Genomic DNA, 24,323 nt, shown 5'->3' on the forward strand with positions numbered 1-24,323 from the left:
ATCAATGGCGTAAAGGAATTTTTCACATGTTTACCGAAAAAATGTTGTTATCGGTAACATGTGAAATCTCCTTGTAAACGCTTTCGGAATCAGCATATAATAAATGCATAGGTTAACCTAATTCACAAACTTAAAAAAGAATTGAAAAAAGATGGGGACTTTGAAATCAGACATTATAGAGCGGCTTTTTTCATAAAGAGGAGGAAAAGTAAATGAAGCGTTTCAAAAAAGTGGGAATAGTTTCGGCGGTTTTAGTAATGGCTTTAAGCTTAGCAGCATGTGGTGGCGGCAAAGACACGAGTAAATCTGGCTCATCTGATGAAAAAACATTAACCGTTTCCGTTGATGCAGGCTACAAAGACTACGTGAACAAAATAAAAGGTGATTTTGAAAAAGACAATGACGTGAAAGTAAAAGTAGTCGAAAAAGACATGTTCGAAACATTAGAAGCTCTTCCACTTGACGGTCCTGCTGGAACTGCTCCAGACGTAATGATGTCCGCATTTGATAGAATTGGAAGTTTAGGTCAACAAGGACATTTAGCTGAAGTAAAACTTGGTAATAAAGACGATTACGATGAAAAAGACCAAAAACAAGTAACCATTGACGATAAAATTTATGGTGCTCCAGCAATTATTGAAACTCTAGTACTTTACTATAATAAAGATTTACTCGACAAAGCTCCAGCAACATTTAAAGATTTAGAAACACTTTCAACAGATTCTCGTTTTGCCTTCACTTCTGAAAAAGGAAAAAATACTGGTTTCTTAGCAAAATGGACTGATTTCTACTTCTCATATGGACTACTTGCAGGGTATGGCGGTTATGTATTCGGCGATGAAGGTACAAATCCAAAAGACATCGGTTTAAACAATAAAGGTTCGGTTGAAGGAATTACTTACGCAACAAAATGGTTCCAAGATGTATGGCCAAAAGGTATGCAAGACAATAAGAGTGCAGATGACTTTATCCAAGATCAATTTGTTAAAGGTAAAGCAGCAGCAATTCTAGGTGGCCCATGGTCAGCAGCAAACTATAAAGAAGCAAAAATTAATTACGGCGTAGCAAAAATCCCAACGCTTAATAATGGTAAAGAATACTCTCCATTTGCAGGCGGTAAAGGTTGGGTTGTAAGTAACTATTCTAAAAACAAAGATGTAGCTCAAAAATGGTTGGATTATGTTACTAACCAAAAAAATCAAGAAACTTTATATGATATGACAAATGAAGTACCAGCTAACTTAAAAGCACGTGATACAGCGAAATCGAAAAATGACGAATTAACAAATGCTGTTATCGAACAATACAAAAATGCACAGCCAATGCCAAATATTCCTGAAATGTCAGAAGTTTGGACAGGCGCTGAAAACTTAATGTTTGACGCAGCTTCTGGTTCGAAAACACCGCAACAATCAGCTGACGATGCAGTAAAAGTAATTGAAGATAACGTAACACAAAAATATACTAAATAATTAGGAGTTGGCGGGGCAAAGGTAGCGCGCCCCGCCAATTTTTCAACTTAGCTAGTGAATCTATATCTAGAATTGAGGGTAACAAAATGAAACTAGAACAGAAACAAATTAAAAATGTTCGTCAAGCGACTTTGTTATCAATCATTCCGGGACTTGGTCAATTTTATAATAAGCAAAATTTTAAAGGGATTGTCTTTTTCGCACTATTTGCTTTGTTTATCATAGAATTTTTTGCAGTTGGGCTGAATGCACTGATTGGCCTTGTAACACTTGGATCTGTACCAGGTGTAGATCATTCCTTATTTTTAATGATTGAAGGTACTTTACAATTAATTGTGACATTACTATTTATAGGCTTTTGGTTTATAAATATTTTCGATGCAAGACGCGTGGCTATGCAGTGGAACCTTGGTGAAACTGTTAACCGTTCCGCAATTGCTATTATAAAAAATATGCTCGACAAAGGTTTCCCGTATTTACTTACACTACCCGCTTACCTAGTGATGACTTTTGTTATTATTTTCCCAGTTCTTGTAACGCTTTTCATGGCATTTACCAACTACGATTTTTACCATATTCCGCCAGCGAACTTAATTGACTGGGTTGGATTTAAGAACTTCTTTAATATTTTCTTCCTAAGTTCGTACCGTGACACCTTCCTAAGTGTATTCTCGTGGACACTCATTTGGACAATCTGTGCGACTTCTTTACAAATTGTCGTTGGCGTATTCACAGCGATTGTTGCAAATCAAAACTTTATTAAAGGGAAACGTCTTTTTGGGGTAGTTTTCTTACTTCCGTGGGCGGTTCCAGCTTTTATTACAATCATGAGTTTTTCAAATATGTTTAATGATAGTATTGGGGCAATCAACTCGCAAGTCATTCCGCTCCTAAACCATTTGCCATTTGTTGATATCAATGCGATTGCTTGGAAAACAGATCCTTTCTGGACAAAAGTAGCACTGATTAGTATTCAAGGTTGGCTTGGTTTTCCATATATTTACGTTATGGTTACTGGGGTGCTTCAAGCAATCCCTGGTGAACTATACGAAGCGGCTAGAATTGATGGGGCAAGTGCAATTCAACGTTTCCGTAAAATTACGTTACCGATGATTTTATTTGTAACAGCACCTGTATTTATTACGCAATATACATTTAACTTCAATAACTTTTCGATAATCTACTTATTCAATGAAGGTGGTCCCGGAAGTGTCGGAGCAGGCGCAGGATCAACCGATATCTTAATTTCATGGATTTATAAACTAACAACTGGTACTTCGCCGCAATATGCTGTAGCCGCTGCTGTGACACTTCTTATCTCTATTATCGTAATTACAGTTTCGATGATTGCCTTTAAGAAAACGAATGCCTTTGGGAACGAGGAGATGATGTAAATGAGAGACTTTATGAAAGATCAGCGGACAACAAAGTTCTTAACACAGTTTTTCACGTATTTATTTTTAACCGTGCTAACGATTATTATTTTGTATCCAATTCTAATAACAGCATCTTCTGCCTTTAAACCAGGGAATATCGCAGCATTTACGCTTGAGTGGTCGGATAGTTGGACACTTAATAACTTCACGAGATTGTTTAATGAAACATTGTATCTTGATTGGTACAAAAACACACTGATTATCGCGGTTGTAACGATGATTATGCAAGTAACAATTGTGACGCTTGCAGGTTATACATATAGCCGTTACCGTTTTAAAGGACGTAAAAATAGCTTGATTTTCTTCCTTATTATTCAAATGGTGCCAACAATGGCGGCCCTAACAGCTTTCTACGTGTTAGCAATGTTACTAGGCGCACTTGATCAATATTGGTTCTTGACATTGATTTATATTGGCGGCGGGATTCCAATGAACACTTGGCTAATGAAAGGATACTTTGATACCGTGCCGCGTGATTTAGATGAATCGGCCAAACTTGATGGGGCAGGACATTTCCGGATTTTTGCCCAAATCATTTTGCCACTTGTAAGACCAATGATTGCCGTTCAAGCTCTATGGGCATTTATGGGACCATTTGGAGATTTCTTACTTGCTAAATTCTTACTAAGAACTCCAGAAAACTTGACGATTGCGGTAGGACTTCAAACGTTCATTGCCAACCCACAACAACAAAAAGTAGCTTTATTTGCAGCAGGAGCAATATTAGCCGCGCTACCAATTTGTTTACTGTTCTTCTTCTTACAAAAGAATTTTGTTTCTGGCTTAACTGCTGGTGGAACAAAAGGATAATTGATTTTTAAAAAGGCTGTGATACCAATGAAAAAAGTTCCGTTTATCATTCAATATGTAAAAAGTACGCTTGGACCAACGGCAATTTTCGAAGGTCGGAAAATACTGAAATTCTGGCAAATGGTTATCGTATTTATTTTCTTAAATGCGCTTCTATTGCTTCCTGTTTCGGCGCACTTTGCCAATCAATCGAGTTTTGATTTACCTAGTTTAATGCCAAAAATGGCGACGCTTGGTACAGATCAATTTGCAACAGAACTTAGTAATCTTTCACTCGAAAACGGAGAATTAACTGACAAAAATGCACATATTGTCGAAAAATCGACTAATGGCGTGGCTGGTGTAAATTTAACACAGGCAGAACTTGCCGGAGCTAAAAATATCATTAACTTCAAAAACCGAGAAATGACGCTTACAGATGCAAGTGGTTATACATTTGAAGTGAGCTATCCAAAAGATGCCACATTAAGTGAAATCACTTCTGGTGAATCGCTAGTAGATTGGGTTTCTGCGCAGTGGTATTTAGAAAATCAAGCCTTTGTTTTCTTATCGATGGTGCTGATGATTGGCTCAATTATTTTTGTTAGTTCACTTATGTTAACAACATTTACCTCACTTTTCATTTGGATGACAAAACGGAGCAGTTTTTCAAGCATTGCATCTTTTAAAGAATCAGTAAATTTAACGCTAAATGCACTGGGAATTCCGGTGATTGCGGCTTGTATTATCGGTTTTATTTACTTCGATATTACGATTATTATGGCTGTTCAGTCACTTGGAATGGTGTTGATGATAGCATGGACATTTTTAAAAACAAGATTTTATAAGACTAGTGAAAAAAGCATGGCTGCTAGTCGCTAATTAGGAGGTTTTAGTATGGCACAGAAGCAATTATTTGAAATCGAACCATGGACATTACGGACAACCAAACTAGATAAAGAAAATAAACGTTTGCAAGAAAGCCTAACTTCACTCGGTAATGGATACATGGGGATGCGCGGGAATTTTGAAGAAGGATACTCCGGCGACGGCCATATTGGAACTTATTATGCAGGCGTGTGGTTTCCAGATAAAACAAGAGTTGGTTGGTGGAAAAATGGCTACCCAGATTATTTCGGTAAAGTCATTAACGGCCTTAATTTTATCGGGATTGAAGTACATCTTGACGGTGAAAAACTCGATTTATTTGTAGATGAGGTAAGCGATTTTGAACTTGAATTAGATATGGAAAAAGGTGTTTTGAGACGACAATTCACGGTAGTTAAAAATAACAAAAACTTTCAGATTACAGCAGAACGATTCTTAAGTGTTGCGACAAAAGAACTTGCGGTTATTCGCTATCAAGTGGAAGCGTCAAGTCCTGCAAAAGTGGAATTAACGTCCTTTTTAGATGGCAATGTGCAAAATGAAGATGCTAACTATGAAGAAATGTTCTGGCAAGAAGTTAAAAAAACTTCATCGGCAAGTCGCGGTTCGCTTGTCACAAAAACCATTCCAAACAACTTTGGAACTCCACGATTTACTGTTTCTGCAGTGATGGAAAATAAGACCAATGCGGCAAACGAAACGAATCAAACAAAAGCTCTTTATACCGAAAATTATTTTCAATTTGACCTACAAGAAGATGAAGTGGCTCAAATAGAAAAACGGGTTGTCATTACAACATCTCGCGATTATGAGGAAGCGGAAATTCTTCCAGCAGGAGAAGAAATCTTACAAAGTTTAGAAGCAAAAACTTATGAAGAACTATTAGCTGAGCATGTTTCAGGTTGGCGTGAACGATGGGATAAAGCGGATGTTGAAATTTCTGGAGATAATTCCGCACAACAAGGGATTCGCTTTAACATATTCCAATTGTTTGCGACTTATTACGGGGAGGACGCAAGACTAAACATTGGTCCTAAAGGATTTACTGGTGAAAAATATGGCGGCGCAACATACTGGGATACCGAAGCATTCGCCTTACCGATGTATTTATCGCTGACTGACAAATCTGTGAGCCATAACTTGCTTAAATACCGCCACAATCAATTAGATGGTGCTAAAATCAATGCAAAGAAAATTGGCTTAGATGGAGCCCTCTATCCGATGGTAACTTTTACCGGAGTCGAGTGCCATAATGAATGGGAAATCACGTTTGAAGAAATTCATCGCAATGGCGCGATTGCTTATGCGATTTATAACTACACAAACTACACTGGTGATGATTCATATTTAAAAACAGATGGAATCGAAGTATTAACCGAAATCACTCGTTTCTGGGCTGATCGCGTGCATTTATCTGACCGTTTAGATAAATACATGATTCACGGTGTAACAGGACCAAACGAATATGATAATAACGTTAGCAATAACTGGTATACTAACTATATCGCTGCTTGGACGATTCGTTATACGTTAGAGAACTTAGATTCAGAAGCGAAAAAACGTTTAGGTGTCACCGAGTACGAAATAGCAAAATGGGAAGACATTGAGCATCGTATGTATTATCCTTTTGATGAAAAATGGCAGATTTTTGTGCAACATGATACCTTTTTAGATAAAGAATTGCGTTCCACTGACACATTAAAACCAGAAGATATGCCGATTAACCAAAATTGGTCATGGGATAAAATTTTACGTTCTTGCTTCATTAAACAAGCCGATGTACTTCAAGGTTTATATTTATTCTATGATGACTTTGATTTTGATACGAAACAACGCAACTTCGAATTCTATGAGCCACTAACGGTACATGAATCTAGTTTATCGCCAGCTGTGCATGCGGTGTTAGCGGCAGAGCTCGGTAAATATGATAAAGCAGTAGAACTATACAAACGTACAGCAAGACTAGATCTTGATAACATTAATAATGATACAGAAGACGGACTGCACATTACTTCAATGGCAGGAAGTTGGTTATCAATCGTACAAGGCTTTGCAGGCATGCGAGTAACATCTGGTCAGTTAAGTTTTGCTCCATTCGTGCCAAATGGCTGGAAAAATTACCGTTTCAAAATTAATTTCCGTGATCGTTTGTTGGAAGTAAAAGTAGAAGTTGGACAAGTAACTATAAAATTATGCCACGGAGAAGCTATTAATTTAGAAATGTATAAGAAAAATTATTTGCTAGAAACAGCGGTAACAGTAGAAATATAAGAGTAGTAGAACTTGCTAGAAACGATAAGATTCGTTTTTGGCAAGTTTTTTCTTTAACAAATCTTTCCGATTTTTGGCGGGACGATTGCTTTTTCCGCCTGCACTCTTATGCTATAATAAAGAAAGTGAACCATGTGATCATAAATGGTTTTCAAGAGGCACGGAGGTGAAGTGATGGATTTTTCCAATATGTCGATATTGCATTATCTAGCAAATATTGTAGATATTCTTGTCGTATGGTTTGTAATTTATAAAGTGATCATGTTAATCCGAGGTACGAAAGCAGTACAATTATTAAAAGGTATTTTTATTATCATTGCAGTTAAACTATTAAGCGGATTTTTTGGTCTCCAAACAGTAGAATGGATTACGGATCAGATGCTTACTTGGGGATTTCTTGCAATTATAATTATCTTCCAACCGGAATTGCGCCGTGCTTTAGAGACACTTGGTCGAGGCAATATTTTTACGCGATACGGTTCTAGAATCGAGCGAGAGCAACACCATTTGATTGAATCAATTGAAAAATCCACTCAATATATGGCGAAACGTCGTATTGGTGCGCTAATTTCAGTAGCACGAGATACTGGGATGGATGATTATATTGAAACAGGAATTCCACTTAATGCAAAAATTTCTTCTCAATTATTAATTAATATTTTTATTCCAAACACACCACTTCATGATGGTGCAGTTATTATCAAAGGAAACGAAATTGCATCAGCAGCAAGTTACTTGCCACTTTCAGATAGCCCGTTCCTATCCAAAGAACTTGGAACGCGTCACCGGGCTGCACTTGGAATTAGTGAAGTGACAGATAGTATTACGATTGTAGTTTCTGAAGAGACAGGCGGAATTTCCCTAACTAAAGGTGGAGAACTTTTCCGTGATGTGTCAGAAGAAGAGTTACATAAAATTCTTCTTAAAGAACTAGTCACAGTAACTGCAAAGAAACCTTCTATCTTTTCTAAATGGAAAGGAGGCAAAAGCGAATGATGGATCGAATTTTGAATAATAAATGGTCGATTCGGATTATAGCCTTATTACTCGCAGCCATCCTTTTTACGTCTGTTAATGCAAACAATAATAATGCCACTACTTTCTCAACAACATCATCCAGCGATACGGAGGTTATTGAGAATGTTCCAGTAAAAGTATATTACGACAAAACGAACCTTTATATTTCAGGTGTTCCAGAAACAGTTACAGTAACGCTTTCTGGTCCTAGAAGTATTGTCCAATCTGCAAAAGCACAACAAGATTTCACCGTATACGCAGATTTAAAAAATGCATCCATTGGAACGCAAGAAATTAAACTCCAAGTAAAAGATGTATCGGACCGGCTTAAAGTTAAAGTTAATCCGGCAACTGTTAACGTAAATGTTCAAGAAAAAGTAACAAAAAAATTCTCTGTAGATGTAGAGTTAAGTAAATCTGTTATTGCAGATGGTTATCAAGCGGGAACGCCGATAATTGATCCTAAAAAAGTTTCCATTACAGGTGCAAAAGACACAATCGAACAAATTGCTTACGTTAAAGCGACACTTGAAAGTAATGGTAAGCATAAATCGGAATTTACCGATAAAGCGACGGTATCCGTTTTTGATAGTAACTTGAATAAGCTTGATGTAGAGGTTAGTCCGCAAGAGGTAGAAGTAACTGTACCAGTGGAAAAAGTCGGAAAATCAGTACCAGTAAAAATTAAACAAGAAGGCTCGCCAGAAAGTGATATAGAGATTTCTAGCATGACACCAGATAAATCAGAAGTAGTGGTGGTAGGTGATGATGCGGTCCTTGATAAAATTAAGGAAATTGAAATTCCGATTGATGTTACTAAAATAAAAGCAGATACTGTCAAAGAAATTACTGTGCCAATTCCAACAGGCGCAAAATCAGTACAACCTACGACCATTGAGGTTAAAATAAAAACCATAAAAAAGTCTGAAACAAGTAATGGGTCGACCACCTCAGATAATAATCAAAACACAGAAACAAATAATAACGATACAACGGATGATTCTGAAGCAGATGATTCTAAAACATCTAAGTCTTTTTCTAGTATGCAAGTATATATGAGTGGTCTGAAAAATACTTTTGATGCCCAAATGATAACACCAGCAAATGGTAAAGTTTCTGTAACTATCACTGGAGAGAAAAAAGTATTAGAAGATATAACTGCAAAAGATTTAAGTGTTATTGCTAACCTTAGTAAGAGTAAAGCTGGCAATTATAGTATCCCGCTAGAATTAAACGGTTTACCAGATAACGTAGCGTATGTTATTAATCCTAAAAAAGCTGATTTCATTATTACAGAAAAAGAAGCACAAAATACAGCACCTTCCAAAAACACATAAACTTAAGGAGTGTGGGATCAGCGTGTCCCATACTCCTGCTTTTTTACAAAGGTTTTATCTACATAGAATTGTTTGAAAACTGACTAATGCCAACGTTTTATTATAGAGAGATGAAATTTTTTCTTAAAAAAGGTATAATAACAAATGTATGGTTAAGGCTTAACAAAAATAGAACCAACATTTGAAAAGAGCAAAATTTAAAAGACAAACAAAAATCATTTAGATAATGAATGACTTAGAAGGAGAGTAATAAAATGGGTAAATATTTTGGTACGGATGGAGTTAGAGGGGTTGCAAACTCAGAATTAACACCAGAACTTGCATTCAGATTAGGTCGAATGGGTGGGTATGTTTTAACTCGTCACGTGGGTGAACATCCGCGTGTGCTTGTTGCTCGTGATACACGTATATCTGGAGAAATGCTTGAATCCGCTTTAATCGCAGGACTTGTTTCTGTAGGAATTGAAGTTATGCGTTTAGGTGTTATATCAACTCCTGGCGTCGCTTATTTAACTAAAGCGCAAGGAGCTTCTGCCAGCGTCATGATTTCTGCAAGCCATAATCCAGTAGATGATAATGGAATTAAGTTTTTCGGTTCGGACGGTTTTAAACTTTCTGATGATCAAGAAGAAGAAATTGAACAATTACTTGATACAGCAGAGGATACACTACCTCGTCCAAGTGGTGAAGGTCTAGGAACAGTTAGCGATTACTTTGAAGGTAAACAAAAATATATTCAATACTTAAAACAAACAATCGAGAATGACTTCAATGGTTATCATATTGCTTTGGACTGTGCAAATGGAGCAACTTCTGGCTTAGCAACACATTTATTTGCTGATTTAGATGCTGACATTAGCTCAATGGGCGCTTCTCCAAATGGCTTAAATATTAATGATGGCGTTGGATCTACACATCCGGAGGCGTTAGCTGCATTTGTTTTAGATAAAAAAGCAGATGTAGGTTTAGCTTTTGATGGCGACGGCGACCGCGTGATTGCAATTGATGAAATCGGTCAAATTGTCGATGGAGATAAAATTATGTTTATTTGCGCGAAATACTTGCGCGAACAAGGTCTATTAAATAGTAATACGATTGTTTCCACAGTAATGAGTAACTTAGGTTTTTATAAAGGCTTAAGAGAACTTGAAATTGAAGATGTTCAAACAGCTGTTGGTGACCGTTATGTAGTAGAAGCAATGCGAGAAGGTAACTATAACCTTGGCGGAGAACAATCTGGTCATATTATTTTCCTAGATCATAATACTACTGGTGATGGCCTGCTTTCTGGAATTCAACTAATTAACGTTATGAAAGCAACTGGGAAAAAATTATCTGAACTTGCTTCAGAAATGAAAACATTCCCACAAAAACTGGAAAATATCCGTGTAAGTGATAAGAATCATGTAACAGATAATCCAAAAGTAAGTAAAGTAATTAGTGAAGTAGAAGCTGAAATGGCTGGTAATGGTCGTGTTCTTGTTCGTCCATCTGGTACAGAACCATTAGTAAGAGTAATGGTGGAAGCTGCCACAAAAGAAGCAACAGACGAATATTGTGAACGTATTTCAGCGGTTGTTCGTTCAGAAATGGCACTTAACGATTAAAGCTACAAACAAAAAATCCTGATGATATAAACTTCATCAGGATTTTATTTCTTTCGAAAGAATGATTTGATCTACGCAAGCAATACCGTTTTCGACAATGGTTTGCCCTTTATAATGATCTATAAAATAATTTGGAACGATTTGTTGCATCCGAAAGCCGTTTTTTTGATAAAAAGCGAGTTGGTCAATACTTGAATTGCCTGTTTTAACAATGATTTCAGTAAAGTTGTTTTGTAAAGCAAAATCAAACGCTTTTTCAAGTAGTTTCTTACCAATTCCTTGATTTCTAAGCGTAGATATAACAGCAATATTCATAATTTCAAGTTGCTTATTATTTAATGGAAGTAAACAAACGACGCCGATTGTTTTAATGGCATCATTTAATTGGAAAACGTGTGATTTATCAAGATATTTCGCAATTTGTTCTTCACTTGGATCAGCTTCAAGTAACAATGCTATTGGAGCAGGTTGTGTTTTATCCCAAACGGTCCAGTTCATTTTTATCACCTCGATTTTAGATTAACATGAGGAAACATAAATAGGAAGGGAAGTGGGCAAATTGCCTGAAAAATTAAGAGGAATATGCGGTAGTTTGCTAATTGCTCTAGGTGTGACACAACTATACAGCTTTGTAAGTGCTTTGGTTGGTTATTTTAGTGCAGAGAAAGATAGCTTTACATTTGTTTGGAATTATTGGGTATTACTGATTTTTGGTTTAGCATTATTTATTGTTGGTTTTAGTTTCATTAAAAGCGAAAAATTTCGATTAGTAAGCATTATGCTAATCAGTTGCTTTGTTTTATTTCAAGTCTTTTCCGTGTATTATTACCAACTAAGAATTTTGGCGAAATTGGAATATTCGCAGCCATTTGAGTGGTCAGGAACGTTACTGGTTATCAGTAGTATTTTAGTGTTAATCACGTTATTATTTGGCCCGAAATTCGCTTTAAAAGAGGTAAGTGAAGACCAGTCTTGGAAAAATAAATGGCGTTACGCATCTGGCTTTTTCGCAATTTTTGGTGCTGTTACGGCAATCTTTGCGGCAGTAACAATTTTTAAACAACTACATTCGGATAGTATTAAAGAAGGCTATTTATTTACAACTTCACTTGATGCTTACTTTGCTTGTTTTATAGCTGTGATTTTCTTGCTTGTAACTATACTGGCATGGCGTAAAGTCTCGCTTTTATTAATTGGAATTCTTATGGGAGCTGCTTTCATTTTACTTACGAATTATTTATCTGTAACCAACTGGATTAATTTTGCAAAAGAAAACTTGTCGATTACGTTTGGTAGTAATGAAAGGCAAGTCTTTGGAATGCAATTTTTAATGGGAGCATCTGCTTTTCTATCTAGTATCTTTGCTTATATCGCAAAAAAGTCCTCTAAATAATTAGAGGACTTTTTTTATTATTTTTTACCGAAAACAATGTTCGTATAGCTATTTAGAGTGACAAAGTAATACACAATGTACATTAATGTGTAGACACCGGTAGAAATCACAACTGGTAGTGTTAAATCTAGTGCCAGCATATGTGAAAGTCCGATAAGTGCAAAACTACTGTGTGCAATTCCGATAACTAATGGAATCAAGAAGACAACGAGTAATTGTTTAGCAAGAATTTTGCGGATGTCTTTTTTAGTAAGACCGATTTTCTTCAAGATGTCAAATGTACCGATGTCATTATATGCTTCAGTTAGTTGTTTAAAGTAGATAATACTTCCTGTCGCTGCTAGGAAAACAAAACCGATAAACATACCGATAAATAGAAGTACACCGGTTACTGTGATGATTTGTTGATAAGTAGCTGCGTAAGAAATGAGATTGCTATCTTTTGGAACTAGCGATTGCATTTTTTTATCTAAATCTTGAGCTTGTTTTGCATCTTTTACAGTGATAGATTCAACTGTTTGAGATGGGATGCTCTTATCAGTAGCGATTTGGGCAACTTGTGCATCTGGAAGAACGAGTAAGCCCATAACAGATGCAATTGGTGAGTTTTGAACAACTGATTTAATTTCAACAGTTGGTTTGTTTGGAGAAGCTAACGTATATTTTTCGCCAAGCATTTCTTTCTGTGCTTTTTCATCATAAGTGACAGAAAGTACCATTTGTGCTTCATTTTCTTTTAAACTAGCTGTGTTTTCTGGATTTCCTTGTTTTTTAACGAGCGCATTATACGCGGATTCAGATATAACTGGAAAACCTTCATTTATATCATATTCTACAAAGTCTGGTCGAGTTCCTTCTGCCTTGACAGTGTAGTAAGTGCTCTTTTGTTCGTATTCTACTGGGTGATCAGAGTCACTTTCAGCTGTTTCCACGATTTTATTATTTAGCGCTTTGTCTTTCGGAACTAGATACTCAAAACTTGATGGTGCAGAAGTGTTTGCGGATGTATTTGCTTGATAGTATATACTGCTTATCGTTCCAATAGCAGACAAGGTAGTTGCACTTAAAATAGAGATAATAATTAATGTTTTTGCATTGGATGAAATCCTAAAGTTCAACTGAGAGGTAGAAATGATATTACTACCCTTATAAAAAATCCGTTTGTTGTTTCTTAGCTTTGTAAGTAAATATGGTAAGAAGAAGGTAATAAACAAAGAAGTACCAATAATTACGGAAGCTAAAATGACCAGTGCTCCGATAGAAAAACCTAATTGCGCCCATAACGAATTTTTGGCATCAAGTGGTTGTCCAGCAATAAAGTACCCAAGCGCAATTAAAACTAGAGAAAGTAGCGCCAAAATAAAAGAAGGTTTCGGACTTTTTTCACGTTTTGATTCAGAATGGAATAAGTCTAATAATGTGGTGCGATAGATAATTCGATAGCCTGTAATAGATGTAAACAAAGTAATGATAATAAAGACAATACTTGTTTGTAAAACAGCTCCCCATGAAAAGGCAAAACCGCCAATACTATCCAAATTAATTAAGTTAAGTAAGATGGTTACAAAAATTTTTGAAAGAAGTGTACCAGCTAAAATACCAATTACTAAAGCCCCGATACCCATAATGAAATTTTCATAAAATAACATCCGACCAATTTCTTTTTTTCGAAGTCCAAGCAAAGAATAAAGTCCGATTTCTTTTTTCCGTTTTCTTGTGAAAAAGTTGTTGGAATAAAGAATGAAAATTGCTACAAAAATAAGCAAAATGACAGAGGAGCTAGAAAACGCGGTCGATAACTTAGCAGATTGGTCAATTCGAGCTACGACTGACGGATCTTTTGAAAGAACAAGGAAGGTAAAATAAATCATAATGCTAAAAATCATTGATGCAAAATATAGAAAGTAATGTACGAAATTATGTCTAATATTTTTCTTCGCTAAATCAAATAACGTCATCTGTGTCGCCCCCCAATTTTGCAAGAACGTCTAGAATTTTTTGGAAGAACTCCTTACGTGTTTTCGTTCCACGATAGATTTCTGTATATAACTCTCCGTCTTTAATAAATAAAATTCGTTTGCAGAAGCTAGCTGCAAATGCATCGTGTGTAACCAACATAATGGTAGCTTTATCTTGTTCATTTAAGTCACGTAAGCTTTCAAGTAAGTTGGTTGCAGATTTGGAATCAAGTGCCCCAGTTGGCTCATCCGCAAAAATCAAACTAGGTGAAGTAATAATCGCACGTGATGCAGCTGTACGTTGTTTTTGACCACCAGAGATTTCACTTGGGTATTTATCAAGAATTTCTGTAATACCAAACTTTTCACTAATACTTGCTAATTTTTCCTCCATTTCTTTGACGGGGCGTTTCGCTAGTGCAAGTGGAAGGATAATATTTTCGCGGATGGTAAGTGTATCTAATAAGTTATAATCTTGGAAAATAAAACCTAGTTTATCACGGCGGAAAGTAGACATTTGTTGTTCATTCATGTTTTCAAGTTCTTGTCCGGAAATCATAATTTCACCAGAAGTTGGCTTATCAATAGTAGATAAAACATTAAGTAAAGTAGACTTACCAGCTCCAGAAGGACCCATAATTCCAGTGAATTCTCCCTCTTTAATATCAATACTGATATTTTCAAGTGCAGTATACACATTTCCTTTGCTTCCATAAATTTTTCTTACATTTTTTGCTTGTAGAACTGTCTCCATTATTTTCTCTCCTTAAAACTAGATTCATTTAGTATATGTATCATTCTATCGTTTAAAAGAGAGGCGTTCCATCGTATCAAATGACAATTACGGGAGATATCCTTACAAAATTGTTAGTTTTGTGAAATAAAAAACTGGAATCCGTCTCAATAAACTTTTGAAAAAAGATTTATTAAAGAGAATTCCAGCTTATTTTAATTAAAGGGTAAATAATTTGGAGAGGTTTTCGGATGGTAGAAGGTTTCCGATGAAGAAGGAGCCAAATTCTGCATAACGGGCACTTGCTTCATCAAAACGCATTTCTGTCACGATGCGTTTGAATTCTAGTGCATCATCTGAAAATAAGGTAACGCCCCATTCGTAATCATCAAACCCAATAGAACCACCAATAATTTGTTGTACTTTCCCAGCATAACTTCTACCAATAAGACCGTGGTCACGGATAAGTTTTTGGCGTTCTTCCATTGGAAGCATATACCAATTATCAGCACCATCCCGTTTTTTACTCATAGGATAGAAGCAAATGTGTTTTTTAGGTGGAAGAGTTGGATAAAGTCTCGCACGAACCCCTTTATTTTGATAAGGATCTTCGCCGCCCGCCATGTGAGATGCAAGATAGTTACTTAATTCCACAACAGATATGTAGGAATAGGTTGGTAATAAGTAGTCGGCAATGGCTAATTTATTAAAACGGTTTTCGACTTCATTTAATGCCTCTAAGGAATCACGTAAAGTAAAGAATACTAAATCCGCTTTTTGACCAAGAATGCTGTAAATGGTATGTTCACCCTCACCGATATTTTTTGTGATTTCCATATCACTTAAAAAGTGGCTTAGCTCATTTAACATAAGTTCTTGATTTGCTGGATTTAATTCACGCCATGCTGCCCAGTCAATTGAACGAAAATCATGTAGACAAAACCATCCATCTAAAGTTTTTACTGCTTCATTCATTATGTATCACTCCTTGTTTAGAATATCACTAACTAAAGTGTAACATATCGGATGTGGTTCGTCCGTTTCGCTGTTTGTGAAATTACGTTTCAAAAGGGCGGTACTTTTTTCGTAAACTTTGCTGACTTTCTAACCGAAGTTCAATATCCATTTTATGAAAGAGAACCATATTTCCTTTTTTTGTAAAAGGGAGTACATCGCGTTTTGCTAAGGAGAGGAGGGCTTGCTTAGATATGCCTAAGTAAGTCGCGGCTTCATTTGTAGTCAAGAAGTTTTCTTCTAGCCATTTAAAATCTATTTGTTGTTGACGCACATCTTTTCACCTCTTTTTCTTTAAGTGTAGAAAATATCTGGCAGAAATACAAGAGAAAACATTAACAATTGCCTAAAAACAAGCTATACTTTAATTAAACCATAAATCTAGGAGGCATAAATATGAATGACGTATTAACTTTGCTGAGAAATCATCGCTCTTTTCGAAAATATAAAAAAGGGGTGGAGATTCCAGAAGAAAAGCTCGATGCGATTATCCGAGCAGCTCAAGCAGCTCCGTCGTGGATTAACGGTCAACACTATTCTATTATTGCGATTAAAGATCAAGAACGTAAAAACAAAATGGCAGAACTTTGTGGCAATCAACCTTACATAGCAGAATGTTCCGTTTTTCTTTGTTTCGTTGCAGACTTTCACCGCGTAAAAGTAGCGAGTGATATGCACGGTAAAAGTTTCCAAATTGCTGGGGAGGAAGATTTACTAATGGTTGCGGCAACAGATATCGGACTTTGTATGCAAAATGCTTTAACAGCTGCTGAATCGCTTGATTACGGAACGATTTGTATTGGTGGTTTGCGACGAAATATTACGGCAACCGCTGAATTCCTAAATTTGCCAGAATTCGTCATGCCAGTTGTCGGACTTTGTATCGGAGTTCCGGATGTAGAAGCTCCTGTAAAACCTCGCTTGCCGAAAGAAGCAGTTTATTTTGAAGAAACCTACCAAACGGATGTGATGCCTTTACTCGAAGCTTATGACCAAGAAATCATTCCTTTTTCTGAGCGGGAAGGTTTTGTGTCTTATACCGAACGTTTAGCAAAATTTTATGATAAACCGTATTATCCGAATTTAACAGAACAAATAAAAGAAAGAGGCTTTTTAGGCGGGAAATAACTAGCATCTTCGCCATTATTAGTATATACTTTTAATTGACAAAACCCAGCAAAATCGCTGGAATGGAGGTAATTTTATAATGACAGAAGCATTATTTTTAAACCCTGTTTTTCAAGACCGAATTTGGGGTGGAACGAAATTACATGATTATTTTGGTTATGATATCCCGTCTAATACTACAGGGGAAGACTGGGCGATTTCTGCTCATCCGAACGGTCCTTCCGTAATCAAAAACGGGGAATACAAAGGAAAAACGTTAGCCGAATTATGGCAAGAAAAACCGGAACTTTTTGGTAACCCGAAAGAAGCTGTTTTTCCATTACTTACAAAAATATTGGATGCAAATACGGATCTTTCTGTACAAGTTCATCCCAATGACGAATATGCTAAAGTACATGAAAATGGCGAACTAGGAAAAACGGAATGCTGGTATATTATTGACTGCGCTCCAGGTGCGGAATTAATTTATGGACATAAAGCCGCAAGCAAAGAAGAATTCGCTAGCTGGGCAAAAAATGGCGAATGGGATAAATTGCTTCGTAAAGTGGCGATTAAACCAGGTGAATTTTATTATGTTCCAAGCGGTACAATTCACGCGTTAGGTACTGGCACTTTAGTCCTTGAAACACAACAAAGCTCTGATACGACTTATCGTGTATATGACTATGACCGTAAAGACGCAGAAGGAAACTTGCGCGAACTTCATTTAGATAAAGCTATTGATGTTACGACTGCGCCACATGTGGATGCGAAGTTAGATATTAAAACAGAAACACGAGACGGCTTAACCGAAACGACTTTTGTATCGAATGACTTCTTTAGCGTTTATAAATGGGAAGTGGATGGCACGGCTGAATTTGTGGCCAAAGCGCCTTACACGTTAGTAAGTATTTTAGACGGAGAAGCGGTACTTACAATTGATGGTAACGAACAGGCTATTAAAAAAGGAGATCATTTCGTTTTACCAAATGAAGTGAAATCTTGGGAAATTAGTGGCAAAATCACAGCGATTGTTTCTACACCTCCTGTAAAATAACAAGAAAAGCTCTGGTTAGTATCAAAGCTAAGACTGGAGACAAAGCGGGAAACCATTTTGTCTCTTTTTTATGTAAATAGGTTTGTTCACTTTATGGTACAATAAAAAAAGAATACAACATAGAGGTGAAAAATGTCTTTAAAGATAAAGTGGATTATAGCAATTAGTATTATCGTCATACTTTTAGTTGCGGGATGGTTTCTCGGAACTAGACTAACGGTAAAAAAATATGAAGTGAGCTCTACTAAAATTGAAAAAGAGATTAAACTAGTGCAATTATCGGATTTACATTTTAGTGAATTTGGCGATAAGAATGAAAAATTGTTACATAAAGTGGCAAGTTTAAATCCAGATGTGATTGCGATTACAGGGGATCTTTTTGATAAACAAGGGGATAGCGTTCCTAAAGAGCTTATAAAGCAGCTTACGAAGATTGCGCCCGTTTATTATTCGCCAGGAAACCACGAATACGATGTTAAAAATGCCTATGAGGACGATTACAAGCCTTTTTTAGAAAAAATGGGTGTAGTTAACTTAGAAGATAAAACGGCTACTATCGATGTTGATGGGCAGAAATTTCAGATATCTGGTTTGCGGAGTAGTGCGAATTTAGATTATGATTATCCTTATTATAAAGAAGGTATAGCGGAGATAAAACCGCAGCAATATTCGCAGTATTATCAAATTCTTTTGTCACATATGCCGGATTATTTTGAGCTTTATGTGGAAAGTGGTTTTGATTTAACGTTAAGTGGTCACACGCATGGTGGGATTGTGCGTATCCCGTATACGAATATTGGCGCGATTGCTCCTGGACCGCAGCGAACACTTTTGCCGGAGTATGTATACGGTGAGCATTCGAAAGATGGGAAGACAATGATAATTTCTGCTGGTCTTGGTGCAGGAAGTCTTCATCAAAAAGCATTTCCAAGATTAGGAAATCCATATGAAATTGTTGCAGTGACGATTAAACCAGCGTCGAAATAAAAAAGAGCCTGAGATAGGCTCTTTTTCTATTTAAAGATATGATCCAAATTCGTATGCTCATCTGACTCGCAATTACAGGCTTTTTCAAGTTCGCAACCGCCGCATTTTCCTTCTTTGCTGCGTTTGACAAATTTGATAATCGCATAAATGGTATAGCCAAAAATTGCTCCGCCAAGTAATAAATTAACGATAATACTCACGAAAAACATCCTCTCTTAAACGAATAGACTGCCGATTTGATATACAAGAAATACTAATACATAAGCTGTAACGAGTGGATAGGCGACAGAAAATGCGGTCCATTTCCATGAACTAGTTTCTTTTCGAATCGCTGCAACAGTTGCTAAACATGGGATGTATAGCAAGATGAACAACATAAAGCAATAAGCCGAAAGGGGCGTATAGAAGGTGCTAACGATGCTGCCAAGCGAACTTTCTCCAACTGCATAAATAATCGCCATTGTAGAAACGACTACTTCTTTTGCTAGAAAACCAGGAATCAGTGTCGCGCCAGCTTGCCAAGTACCAAATCCTAAAGGAACGAGCAGTGGTGCGAGCATTCCACCGATGATTGCTAAGAAACTTTCACCCATTGGTACATCGAGTCCGGCTGGGCCAGCATAGTTCAGTAACCAAATGATAACCGAACCTGCAAAAATAAATGTTCCTGCCTTACGTAAGAATCCTTTTCCTTTTTCCCATGTACTGCGCCATAACGTTTTAAGTGAAGGTAAACGATATGGTGGTAGCTCAACGACGAATACGGAATTATCTTTTTTAAGTAATGTTTTTGAAAGAATTTTAGTAACGATAAGTGCCATTAAAATACCGATAACATAAAGAGAAAGTACGACAAGCGCCTGATGTTTTTCGAAAAATACGCCAACAAAAAGAGCATAAACAGGAAGGCGCGCGGAACAGGACATAAATGGTGATACGAGAATGGTTAATGTTCGTTCTTTGGATTCCTCAATCGACCGTGCTGCCATAATTCCAGGAACATTACATCCAAAACCGATAATCATTGGAATAAATGCTTTCCCATTTAAGCCAAAAATTTCCATTATTCGGTCCATAACAACCGCTATTCTAGCCATATATCCGGAATCTTCTAAGACAGAAATGAAGAAGAAAATAACCAAGATTTGGGGAACAAAGACGAGCACGCCACCAACCCCAGCAATGATACCATCTGCAACCAAATCAATAATAAATCCAGATGCGCCAATGGTTGTTAAGAAGGAAGTTACCCAATCTGTCAGCGAGCCACCGATAAAACCATCAAGCAAATCAGACAGAGGAGCGCCAACCCAAGTAAAAGTTATTTGGAAAATTAACCACATGATTCCAAGGAAAATCGGAATCCCGAAAAACTTATGCGTAAAAATCTTATCGAGTTTGTCGGATAGTGGAATATCGGAATTGCGCGTATATTCGACTGAGGTCAAACAAATATCATGAATGTAATTCACGCGAACTTGGTGAAAATGATTTTCTAATTTGCCGGCAAGCGCAATTTCTAGTTCTTCGCGGATATCTTTCAATCGCTCAAACGAAGGGTTGTCTGTTAAAAATTCTTCAGTGACTTCATTTTTAGAAAGGAATTGAACTGCGAGCCATCGAGATTGCTTAGCAGGAATAACATCTTTAGTTAAAGCTTGGATTTCTAAAATAGCCTTCTCCGCAGGTTCGCCATATGGTAAAATAAGCGGAATTGCCGGCGCCACATGTTTTTCCGATAAAGTAGTTAAAATATCATCGGTACCTTTTCCAGAACGAGCAACTACTGGTAAAATCGGAATGCGCAGTTTTTTTGCTAAGTTTTGGATGTTTAAGTGGATGCCACGACCTGCGGCAACATCAATCATGTTAAGACCCATCACAACAGGTGCACCGAACTCAAGTAATTGAATCGTTAAATTTAAATTTCGTTCAATTTGCGAGGAATCGACAATATTTAACATACAGTCGAATTTCTCTTGCAGTAAAAATCTAGTTACAACTGTTTCATCACGAGAAATGGGATTTAAGTCATAAATACCAGGTAAATCAATTAATTTGCCTGTTTTAGAACGTAAAGTACCAATTTTCTTTTCAACAGTGACTCCGCTCCAGTTTCCTACATATTCATAAGAGCCTGTTAATGCATTAAATAAGGAAGTTTTCCCAGTATTCGGATTTCCGAGTAAGCAATATGTATTTTGACTCATCTGCGTTCCACCATAATGGCACAAGCATCACATTGCCTAATACTGATATATTGCCCTTTTGTTTCAAAAGTACAAGGGCCACCAAATAGACCTTTTTGTTTGATACAAATATCACAACCTTCATCGCAACCAAGTGCAAGTAAGCGACGTTTAAGCATGGCGTTCTCAATTTTTAATTCTGAGATGCGAACTTTTTCACCAACAACAGTTTCATTTAATTGCATAAGCTAGCAGGCCTCCTTCTATGTTATGTATTGAACATGATAATCATTATCAACTATGTTCATTTTATCACGAATAGACCTTAATATGAAGTGTTTTGTTAAAATTAACAACAAAGTAGCAAAATAATAGGGTATAACAGTAAAAAAGTTTCCTAAGGGAAGAATGCTCTTTTAACTGAATGTTACGCCTTTTTACCTCTGTATTGATACACGGAAATAAGTGCTGGAGCTGTTTTTAATCACTTTTTTTCTATCAAGTTGTTTCTTTTTATAGTAAAATGGTAACTATAATATTTAATATTAATGGAGGCAATTAACACATGAGTAATTTATTTACTACAATTAAAGGACAAGTTACTGGGAAAAACGTGCGCATTGTATTACCTGAAGGAACAGATGAACGTATTGTTGGAGCAGCTGCACGTCTGCAAAAAGAAAATATCGTAACACCAATCTTACTTGGAAACAAAGCTGAAATTGAAGCAAAAGCAAAAGAAATTGGTGTTTCTGTTGAAGGTATCGCTATTCACGAACCTGCGACAGATCCACTTTTTGATGAATTAGTGGCTGCATTTGTAGAACGTCGTAAAGGTAAAGCTACAGAAGAAGCAGCTCGTAAAATGCTCGTTGATCCAAACTATTTCGGCACAATGCTTGTATACACAGGTAAAGCAGAAGGCCTTGTAAGTGGTGCGGCTCACTCTACTGGTGACACGGTTCGCCCTGCCCTACAAATTATTAAAACAAAACCAGGCGTAAGTAAAGTTGCTGGCGCGATGATCATGGTTCGCGGTGAAGAACGTTATTTATTCAGTGATGTAGCTATCAACATTGCACCAGTTGCAGCAGATTTAGCGGAAAACGCGATTGTTAGTGCCGAAACAGCAGAAATCTTTGGCATTGACCCACGTGTTGCTATGTTAAGCTTCTCTACAAAAGGTTCTGCAAAATCCGATGAAACGGAAAAAGTGGTTGAAGCAACAGCTCTTGCAAAAGAAAAAGCACCTGAATTAACGCTTGATGGTGAATTCCAATTTGATGCAGCATTTGTTCCAACGGTTGCTGAGAAAAAAGCGCCAGGATCGGTTATTAAAGGGGATGCAAATGTATTTATCTTCCCAAGTCTAGAAGCAGGAAACATTGGCTACAAAATTGCCCAACGTTTAGGTAACTTTGAAGCAGTTGGACCAATTTTACAAGGCTTAAATGCGCCAGTTAATGATTTATCTCGTGGTTGTAACACAGATGATGTTTATAACTTAACGTTAATTACGGCAGCGCAAGCAGTGAATAAATAATATGCAAAAGCAGTAGACTAAGTTGTCTACTGCTTTTTTTATACCATTTTTTCGAGGAAGTAATTCATCCAACGATTGTCATTTGTAAGCTCAGGATGAAAAGCAGTTACGAGAATATTCGCTTGTTTAGCAGCGACGATTTTCCCGTCAATTATTGCTAATACAGTTACTTCACCACTTGGTTCTATTAAGTAAGGTGCACGGATGAAAATTGCTTCAAAATTAGGCTCACCAAATGCTTCGACGTTTAACTCGGCTTCAAAACTCTCTTTCTGCCTACCAAAACCATTACGAATCGCGGTAGCATCAATCAATCCTAGGCTTTCTTCGCCACCTTCAATTTCTTTTGACAAAAGGACAAGCCCAGCACAAGTTCCAAAAATAGCTTTCCCTTCACTTGCAAAAGCGCGGATAGGTTCCATTAAATCATAGTGCTTCATTATCTTCCGCATCGTTGTGCTTTCACCACCAGGTAAAACAAGTCCGTCAAGCCCAGCTAAATCATTTGAATGCTTTACTTTAAAAGCAAGAGCGCCGGCTGATTCAATCATTTGGATATGTTCATCAACTGCACCTTGAAGCGCAAGGACACCAATTATTTTCATATTAAAAACTCCGATCTTGCATTCTGTCTTCTGGGTTAAGGCGAGACATTTCGATTCCTTTCATCGGGGAACCTAGCTCTTTGGAAAGTTTTCCGATTAATTCATAGTCTGTATAGTAAGTAGTAGCTTGGACAATCGCACTGGCGAATCTTGCTGGGTTATCAGATTTGAAAATACCAGAACCAACGAAAACGCCGTCTGCTCCAAGTTCCATCATTAAAGCTGCATCAGCGGGAGTCGCAACACCACCAGCGGCAAAATTAACGACCGGAAGTTTGCCAAGTGTTTTAATTTCTTTTACAAGTTCATATGGAGCACCGAAATTTTTAGCGGCAACCATTAATTCATCATCTGTCATTCCTGCAATTTGGCGAATTTGGCCATTTACTTGGCGCATATGTCGGACAGCTTCGACGATATTTCCTGTTCCGGGTTCACCTTTTGTACGGAGCATGGCAGCACCTTCCCCAATACGGCGCAGCGCTTCACCTATATCACGGCAACCACATACGAAAGGAACTGTGAAGTCTGATTTAAGTAAATGGAATTCATCGTCAGCTGGGGTTAATACTTCGCTTTCGTCAATATAGTCGACGCCCATTGCTTCGAGGACACGTGCTTCTGTAATATGACCAATTCGAGCTTTTGCCATAACAGGGATAGATACAGCATTCATTACTTCTTCCACAATACGAGGATCAGCCATACGAGCGACACCACCTGCTGCACGAATGTCAGAAGGAACACGTTCAAGTGCCATAACTGCTACTGCACCAGCTTCTTCGGCAATTTTTGCTTGTTCAGCATTTACAACATCCATAATGACGCCGCCTTTTTGCATTTGCGCCATTCCACGTTTTACACGGTCTGTACCAACTTTTTTCTCCATACTAATAACCTCCATCAAAGTTAATTGAAAA

At 37.1% G+C, this 24,323-nt stretch carries 23 protein-coding genes; 13 read left to right on the plus strand and 10 right to left on the minus strand.

Annotated features, from left to right (window positions below):
• The first annotated feature begins 212 nt into the window (after nucleotides 1-212).
• From HCB38_RS11905 to glmM, 8 genes are all read left to right on the plus strand, one after another.
• A complete protein-coding gene (locus tag HCB38_RS11905; RefSeq protein WP_185319291.1) occupies nucleotides 213-1,472 on the plus strand; it encodes an extracellular solute-binding protein in 1,260 nt (419 codons plus the stop codon).
• A gap of 86 nt (nucleotides 1,473-1,558) precedes the next feature.
• A complete protein-coding gene (locus HCB38_RS11910; RefSeq protein WP_185618211.1) occupies nucleotides 1,559-2,866 on the plus strand; it encodes a sugar ABC transporter permease in 1,308 nt (435 codons plus the stop codon).
• A complete protein-coding gene (locus HCB38_RS11915; protein WP_003722383.1) occupies nucleotides 2,867-3,718 on the plus strand; it encodes a sugar ABC transporter permease in 852 nt (283 codons plus the stop codon).
• Between the two features lie 27 nt (nucleotides 3,719-3,745).
• A complete protein-coding gene (locus HCB38_RS11920; protein WP_185319453.1) occupies nucleotides 3,746-4,579 on the plus strand; it encodes a DUF1189 domain-containing protein in 834 nt (277 codons plus the stop codon).
• Nucleotides 4,580-4,594: 15 nt separating this feature from the next.
• A complete protein-coding gene (mdxK, locus tag HCB38_RS11925) occupies nucleotides 4,595-6,856 on the plus strand; it encodes a maltose phosphorylase MdxK (protein WP_185638642.1) in 2,262 nt (753 codons plus the stop codon).
• Between the two features lie 174 nt (nucleotides 6,857-7,030).
• Nucleotides 7,031-7,852, plus strand: a complete 822-nt coding sequence (dacA, locus tag HCB38_RS11930; protein ID WP_003722380.1) for a diadenylate cyclase — start codon at nucleotides 7,031-7,033, stop codon at nucleotides 7,850-7,852.
• Complete coding sequence (locus HCB38_RS11935; protein WP_185638662.1) at nucleotides 7,852-9,210, plus strand: CdaR family protein; 1,359 nt, start codon at nucleotides 7,852-7,854, stop codon at nucleotides 9,208-9,210. The genes dacA and HCB38_RS11935 overlap by 1 nt, the downstream gene beginning before the upstream one ends.
• Nucleotides 9,211-9,464: 254 nt before the next feature.
• On the plus strand, nucleotides 9,465-10,817 hold the full coding sequence (gene glmM / locus HCB38_RS11940; protein ID WP_003763407.1) for a phosphoglucosamine mutase: 1,353 nt from the start codon (nucleotides 9,465-9,467) through the stop codon (nucleotides 10,815-10,817).
• A 36-nt stretch (nucleotides 10,818-10,853) separates the two neighbouring features.
• Here glmM and HCB38_RS11945 read toward each other — a convergent pair whose 3' ends face one another.
• Nucleotides 10,854-11,315, minus strand: coding sequence for a GNAT family N-acetyltransferase (locus HCB38_RS11945; RefSeq protein WP_185319287.1), 462 nt, complete (start codon nucleotides 11,313-11,315; stop codon nucleotides 10,854-10,856).
• A 61-nt stretch (nucleotides 11,316-11,376) separates the two neighbouring features.
• Between HCB38_RS11945 and HCB38_RS11950 the strand changes: the two genes are divergently transcribed.
• Entirely contained in the window at nucleotides 11,377-12,210 is an 834-nt protein-coding gene (locus HCB38_RS11950) for a hypothetical protein (protein WP_185319286.1), read from the plus strand.
• Nucleotides 12,211-12,227: 17 nt separating this feature from the next.
• On the opposite strand, the gene HCB38_RS11955 is transcribed toward HCB38_RS11950, so the two are convergent.
• From HCB38_RS11955 to HCB38_RS11970, 4 genes are all read right to left on the minus strand, one after another.
• The gene (locus HCB38_RS11955) at nucleotides 12,228-14,168 is read right to left on the minus strand and encodes an ABC transporter permease (RefSeq protein ID WP_185319285.1); all 1,941 of its coding nucleotides are present in this window, start codon (nucleotides 14,166-14,168) and stop codon (nucleotides 12,228-12,230) included.
• Nucleotides 14,155-14,922, minus strand: coding sequence for an ABC transporter ATP-binding protein (locus HCB38_RS11960; protein WP_185638644.1), 768 nt, complete (start codon nucleotides 14,920-14,922; stop codon nucleotides 14,155-14,157). Before HCB38_RS11960 ends, HCB38_RS11955 begins: the two co-directional genes overlap by 14 nt.
• Before the next feature lie 198 nt (nucleotides 14,923-15,120).
• Nucleotides 15,121-15,876: a hydrogen peroxide-dependent heme synthase gene (gene hemQ / locus HCB38_RS11965; RefSeq protein ID WP_185319283.1), complete on the minus strand. Its 756-nt coding sequence runs from the start codon at nucleotides 15,874-15,876 to the stop codon at nucleotides 15,121-15,123.
• Nucleotides 15,877-15,958: 82 nt separating this feature from the next.
• Nucleotides 15,959-16,189, minus strand: a complete 231-nt coding sequence (locus HCB38_RS11970; protein ID WP_185319282.1) for a helix-turn-helix domain-containing protein — start codon at nucleotides 16,187-16,189, stop codon at nucleotides 15,959-15,961.
• Between the two features lie 122 nt (nucleotides 16,190-16,311).
• On the opposite strand from HCB38_RS11970, the gene HCB38_RS11975 reads away from it, so the two are divergent.
• The 3 genes from HCB38_RS11975 (at nucleotide 16,312) to HCB38_RS11985 (ending at nucleotide 19,066) form a co-directional block, all read left to right on the plus strand.
• The gene (locus HCB38_RS11975) at nucleotides 16,312-17,043 is read left to right on the plus strand and encodes an NADPH-dependent oxidoreductase (RefSeq protein WP_185319281.1); all 732 of its coding nucleotides are present in this window, start codon (nucleotides 16,312-16,314) and stop codon (nucleotides 17,041-17,043) included.
• A 79-nt stretch (nucleotides 17,044-17,122) separates the two neighbouring features.
• The gene (manA, locus tag HCB38_RS11980) at nucleotides 17,123-18,079 is read left to right on the plus strand and encodes a mannose-6-phosphate isomerase, class I (protein ID WP_185638646.1); all 957 of its coding nucleotides are present in this window, start codon (nucleotides 17,123-17,125) and stop codon (nucleotides 18,077-18,079) included.
• A 132-nt stretch (nucleotides 18,080-18,211) separates the two neighbouring features.
• Entirely contained in the window at nucleotides 18,212-19,066 is an 855-nt protein-coding gene (locus HCB38_RS11985; protein WP_185638649.1) for a metallophosphoesterase, read from the plus strand.
• Nucleotides 19,067-19,092: 26 nt separating this feature from the next.
• On the opposite strand, the gene HCB38_RS11990 is transcribed toward HCB38_RS11985, so the two are convergent.
• From HCB38_RS11990 to HCB38_RS12000, 3 genes are read right to left on the minus strand one after another with little or no spacing between them, the layout of a single operon-like run.
• Nucleotides 19,093-19,275, minus strand: coding sequence for a FeoB-associated Cys-rich membrane protein (locus HCB38_RS11990; RefSeq protein ID WP_003769684.1), 183 nt, complete (start codon nucleotides 19,273-19,275; stop codon nucleotides 19,093-19,095).
• A gap of 6 nt (nucleotides 19,276-19,281) precedes the next feature.
• A complete protein-coding gene (gene feoB, locus HCB38_RS11995; protein ID WP_185638651.1) occupies nucleotides 19,282-21,276 on the minus strand; it encodes a ferrous iron transport protein B in 1,995 nt (664 codons plus the stop codon).
• A complete protein-coding gene (locus tag HCB38_RS12000; protein ID WP_185319277.1) occupies nucleotides 21,273-21,500 on the minus strand; it encodes a FeoA family protein in 228 nt (75 codons plus the stop codon). The genes feoB and HCB38_RS12000 overlap by 4 nt, the downstream gene beginning before the upstream one ends.
• Before the next feature lie 320 nt (nucleotides 21,501-21,820).
• Between HCB38_RS12000 and pta the strand changes: the two genes are divergently transcribed.
• Entirely contained in the window at nucleotides 21,821-22,798 is a 978-nt protein-coding gene (pta, locus tag HCB38_RS12005; RefSeq protein ID WP_185319276.1) for a phosphate acetyltransferase, read from the plus strand.
• A gap of 38 nt (nucleotides 22,799-22,836) precedes the next feature.
• Here pta and pdxT read toward each other — a convergent pair whose 3' ends face one another.
• Together pdxT and pdxS are read right to left on the minus strand one after the other, a co-directional pair.
• Nucleotides 22,837-23,403 carry a pyridoxal 5'-phosphate synthase glutaminase subunit PdxT gene (gene pdxT, locus HCB38_RS12010; protein ID WP_185638653.1) on the minus strand — a complete coding sequence of 189 codons (567 nt, stop codon included), beginning with the start codon at nucleotides 23,401-23,403 and terminating at the stop codon, nucleotides 22,837-22,839.
• Nucleotide 23,404: 1 nt separating this feature from the next.
• On the minus strand, nucleotides 23,405-24,292 hold the full coding sequence (pdxS, locus tag HCB38_RS12015; RefSeq protein ID WP_185319274.1) for a pyridoxal 5'-phosphate synthase lyase subunit PdxS: 888 nt from the start codon (nucleotides 24,290-24,292) through the stop codon (nucleotides 23,405-23,407).
• Between the last annotated feature and the right edge of the window lie 31 nt (nucleotides 24,293-24,323).

The organism is Listeria farberi, assembly GCF_014229295.1.
GTDB lineage: Bacteria > Bacillota > Bacilli > Lactobacillales > Listeriaceae > Listeria > Listeria farberi.

What these genes read in the sequence shown, in the direction of transcription:
- HCB38_RS11910 (WP_185618211.1), top strand. Translation starts at nt 1,559, where the DNA reads ATGAAACTAGAACAGAAACAAATTAAAAATGTTCGTCAAGCGACTTTG.
- HCB38_RS11990 (WP_003769684.1), bottom strand. Translation starts at nt 19,275, where the DNA reads ATGTTTTTCGTGAGTATTATCGTTAATTTATTACTTGGCGGAGCAATT.
- glmM (WP_003763407.1), top strand. Translation starts at nt 9,465, where the DNA reads ATGGGTAAATATTTTGGTACGGATGGAGTTAGAGGGGTTGCAAACTCA.
- feoB (WP_185638651.1), bottom strand. Translation starts at nt 21,276, where the DNA reads ATGAGTCAAAATACATATTGCTTACTCGGAAATCCGAATACTGGGAAA.
- HCB38_RS11920 (WP_185319453.1), top strand. Translation starts at nt 3,746, where the DNA reads ATGAAAAAAGTTCCGTTTATCATTCAATATGTAAAAAGTACGCTTGGA.
- HCB38_RS11960 (WP_185638644.1), bottom strand. Translation starts at nt 14,922, where the DNA reads ATGGAGACAGTTCTACAAGCAAAAAATGTAAGAAAAATTTATGGAAGC.
- pta (WP_185319276.1), top strand. Translation starts at nt 21,821, where the DNA reads ATGAGTAATTTATTTACTACAATTAAAGGACAAGTTACTGGGAAAAAC.
- mdxK (WP_185638642.1), top strand. Translation starts at nt 4,595, where the DNA reads ATGGCACAGAAGCAATTATTTGAAATCGAACCATGGACATTACGGACA.
- HCB38_RS11945 (WP_185319287.1), bottom strand. Translation starts at nt 11,315, where the DNA reads ATGAACTGGACCGTTTGGGATAAAACACAACCTGCTCCAATAGCATTG.
- HCB38_RS11935 (WP_185638662.1), top strand. Translation starts at nt 7,852, where the DNA reads ATGGATCGAATTTTGAATAATAAATGGTCGATTCGGATTATAGCCTTA.
- HCB38_RS11905 (WP_185319291.1), top strand. Translation starts at nt 213, where the DNA reads ATGAAGCGTTTCAAAAAAGTGGGAATAGTTTCGGCGGTTTTAGTAATG.
- HCB38_RS11975 (WP_185319281.1), top strand. Translation starts at nt 16,312, where the DNA reads ATGAATGACGTATTAACTTTGCTGAGAAATCATCGCTCTTTTCGAAAA.
- pdxS (WP_185319274.1), bottom strand. Translation starts at nt 24,292, where the DNA reads ATGGAGAAAAAAGTTGGTACAGACCGTGTAAAACGTGGAATGGCGCAA.
- HCB38_RS11985 (WP_185638649.1), top strand. Translation starts at nt 18,212, where the DNA reads ATGTCTTTAAAGATAAAGTGGATTATAGCAATTAGTATTATCGTCATA.
- HCB38_RS11955 (WP_185319285.1), bottom strand. Translation starts at nt 14,168, where the DNA reads ATGACGTTATTTGATTTAGCGAAGAAAAATATTAGACATAATTTCGTA.
- manA (WP_185638646.1), top strand. Translation starts at nt 17,123, where the DNA reads ATGACAGAAGCATTATTTTTAAACCCTGTTTTTCAAGACCGAATTTGG.
- hemQ (WP_185319283.1), bottom strand. Translation starts at nt 15,876, where the DNA reads ATGAATGAAGCAGTAAAAACTTTAGATGGATGGTTTTGTCTACATGAT.
- HCB38_RS11915 (WP_003722383.1), top strand. Translation starts at nt 2,867, where the DNA reads ATGAGAGACTTTATGAAAGATCAGCGGACAACAAAGTTCTTAACACAG.
- pdxT (WP_185638653.1), bottom strand. Translation starts at nt 23,403, where the DNA reads ATGAAAATAATTGGTGTCCTTGCGCTTCAAGGTGCAGTTGATGAACAT.
- HCB38_RS12000 (WP_185319277.1), bottom strand. Translation starts at nt 21,500, where the DNA reads ATGCAATTAAATGAAACTGTTGTTGGTGAAAAAGTTCGCATCTCAGAA.
- dacA (WP_003722380.1), top strand. Translation starts at nt 7,031, where the DNA reads ATGGATTTTTCCAATATGTCGATATTGCATTATCTAGCAAATATTGTA.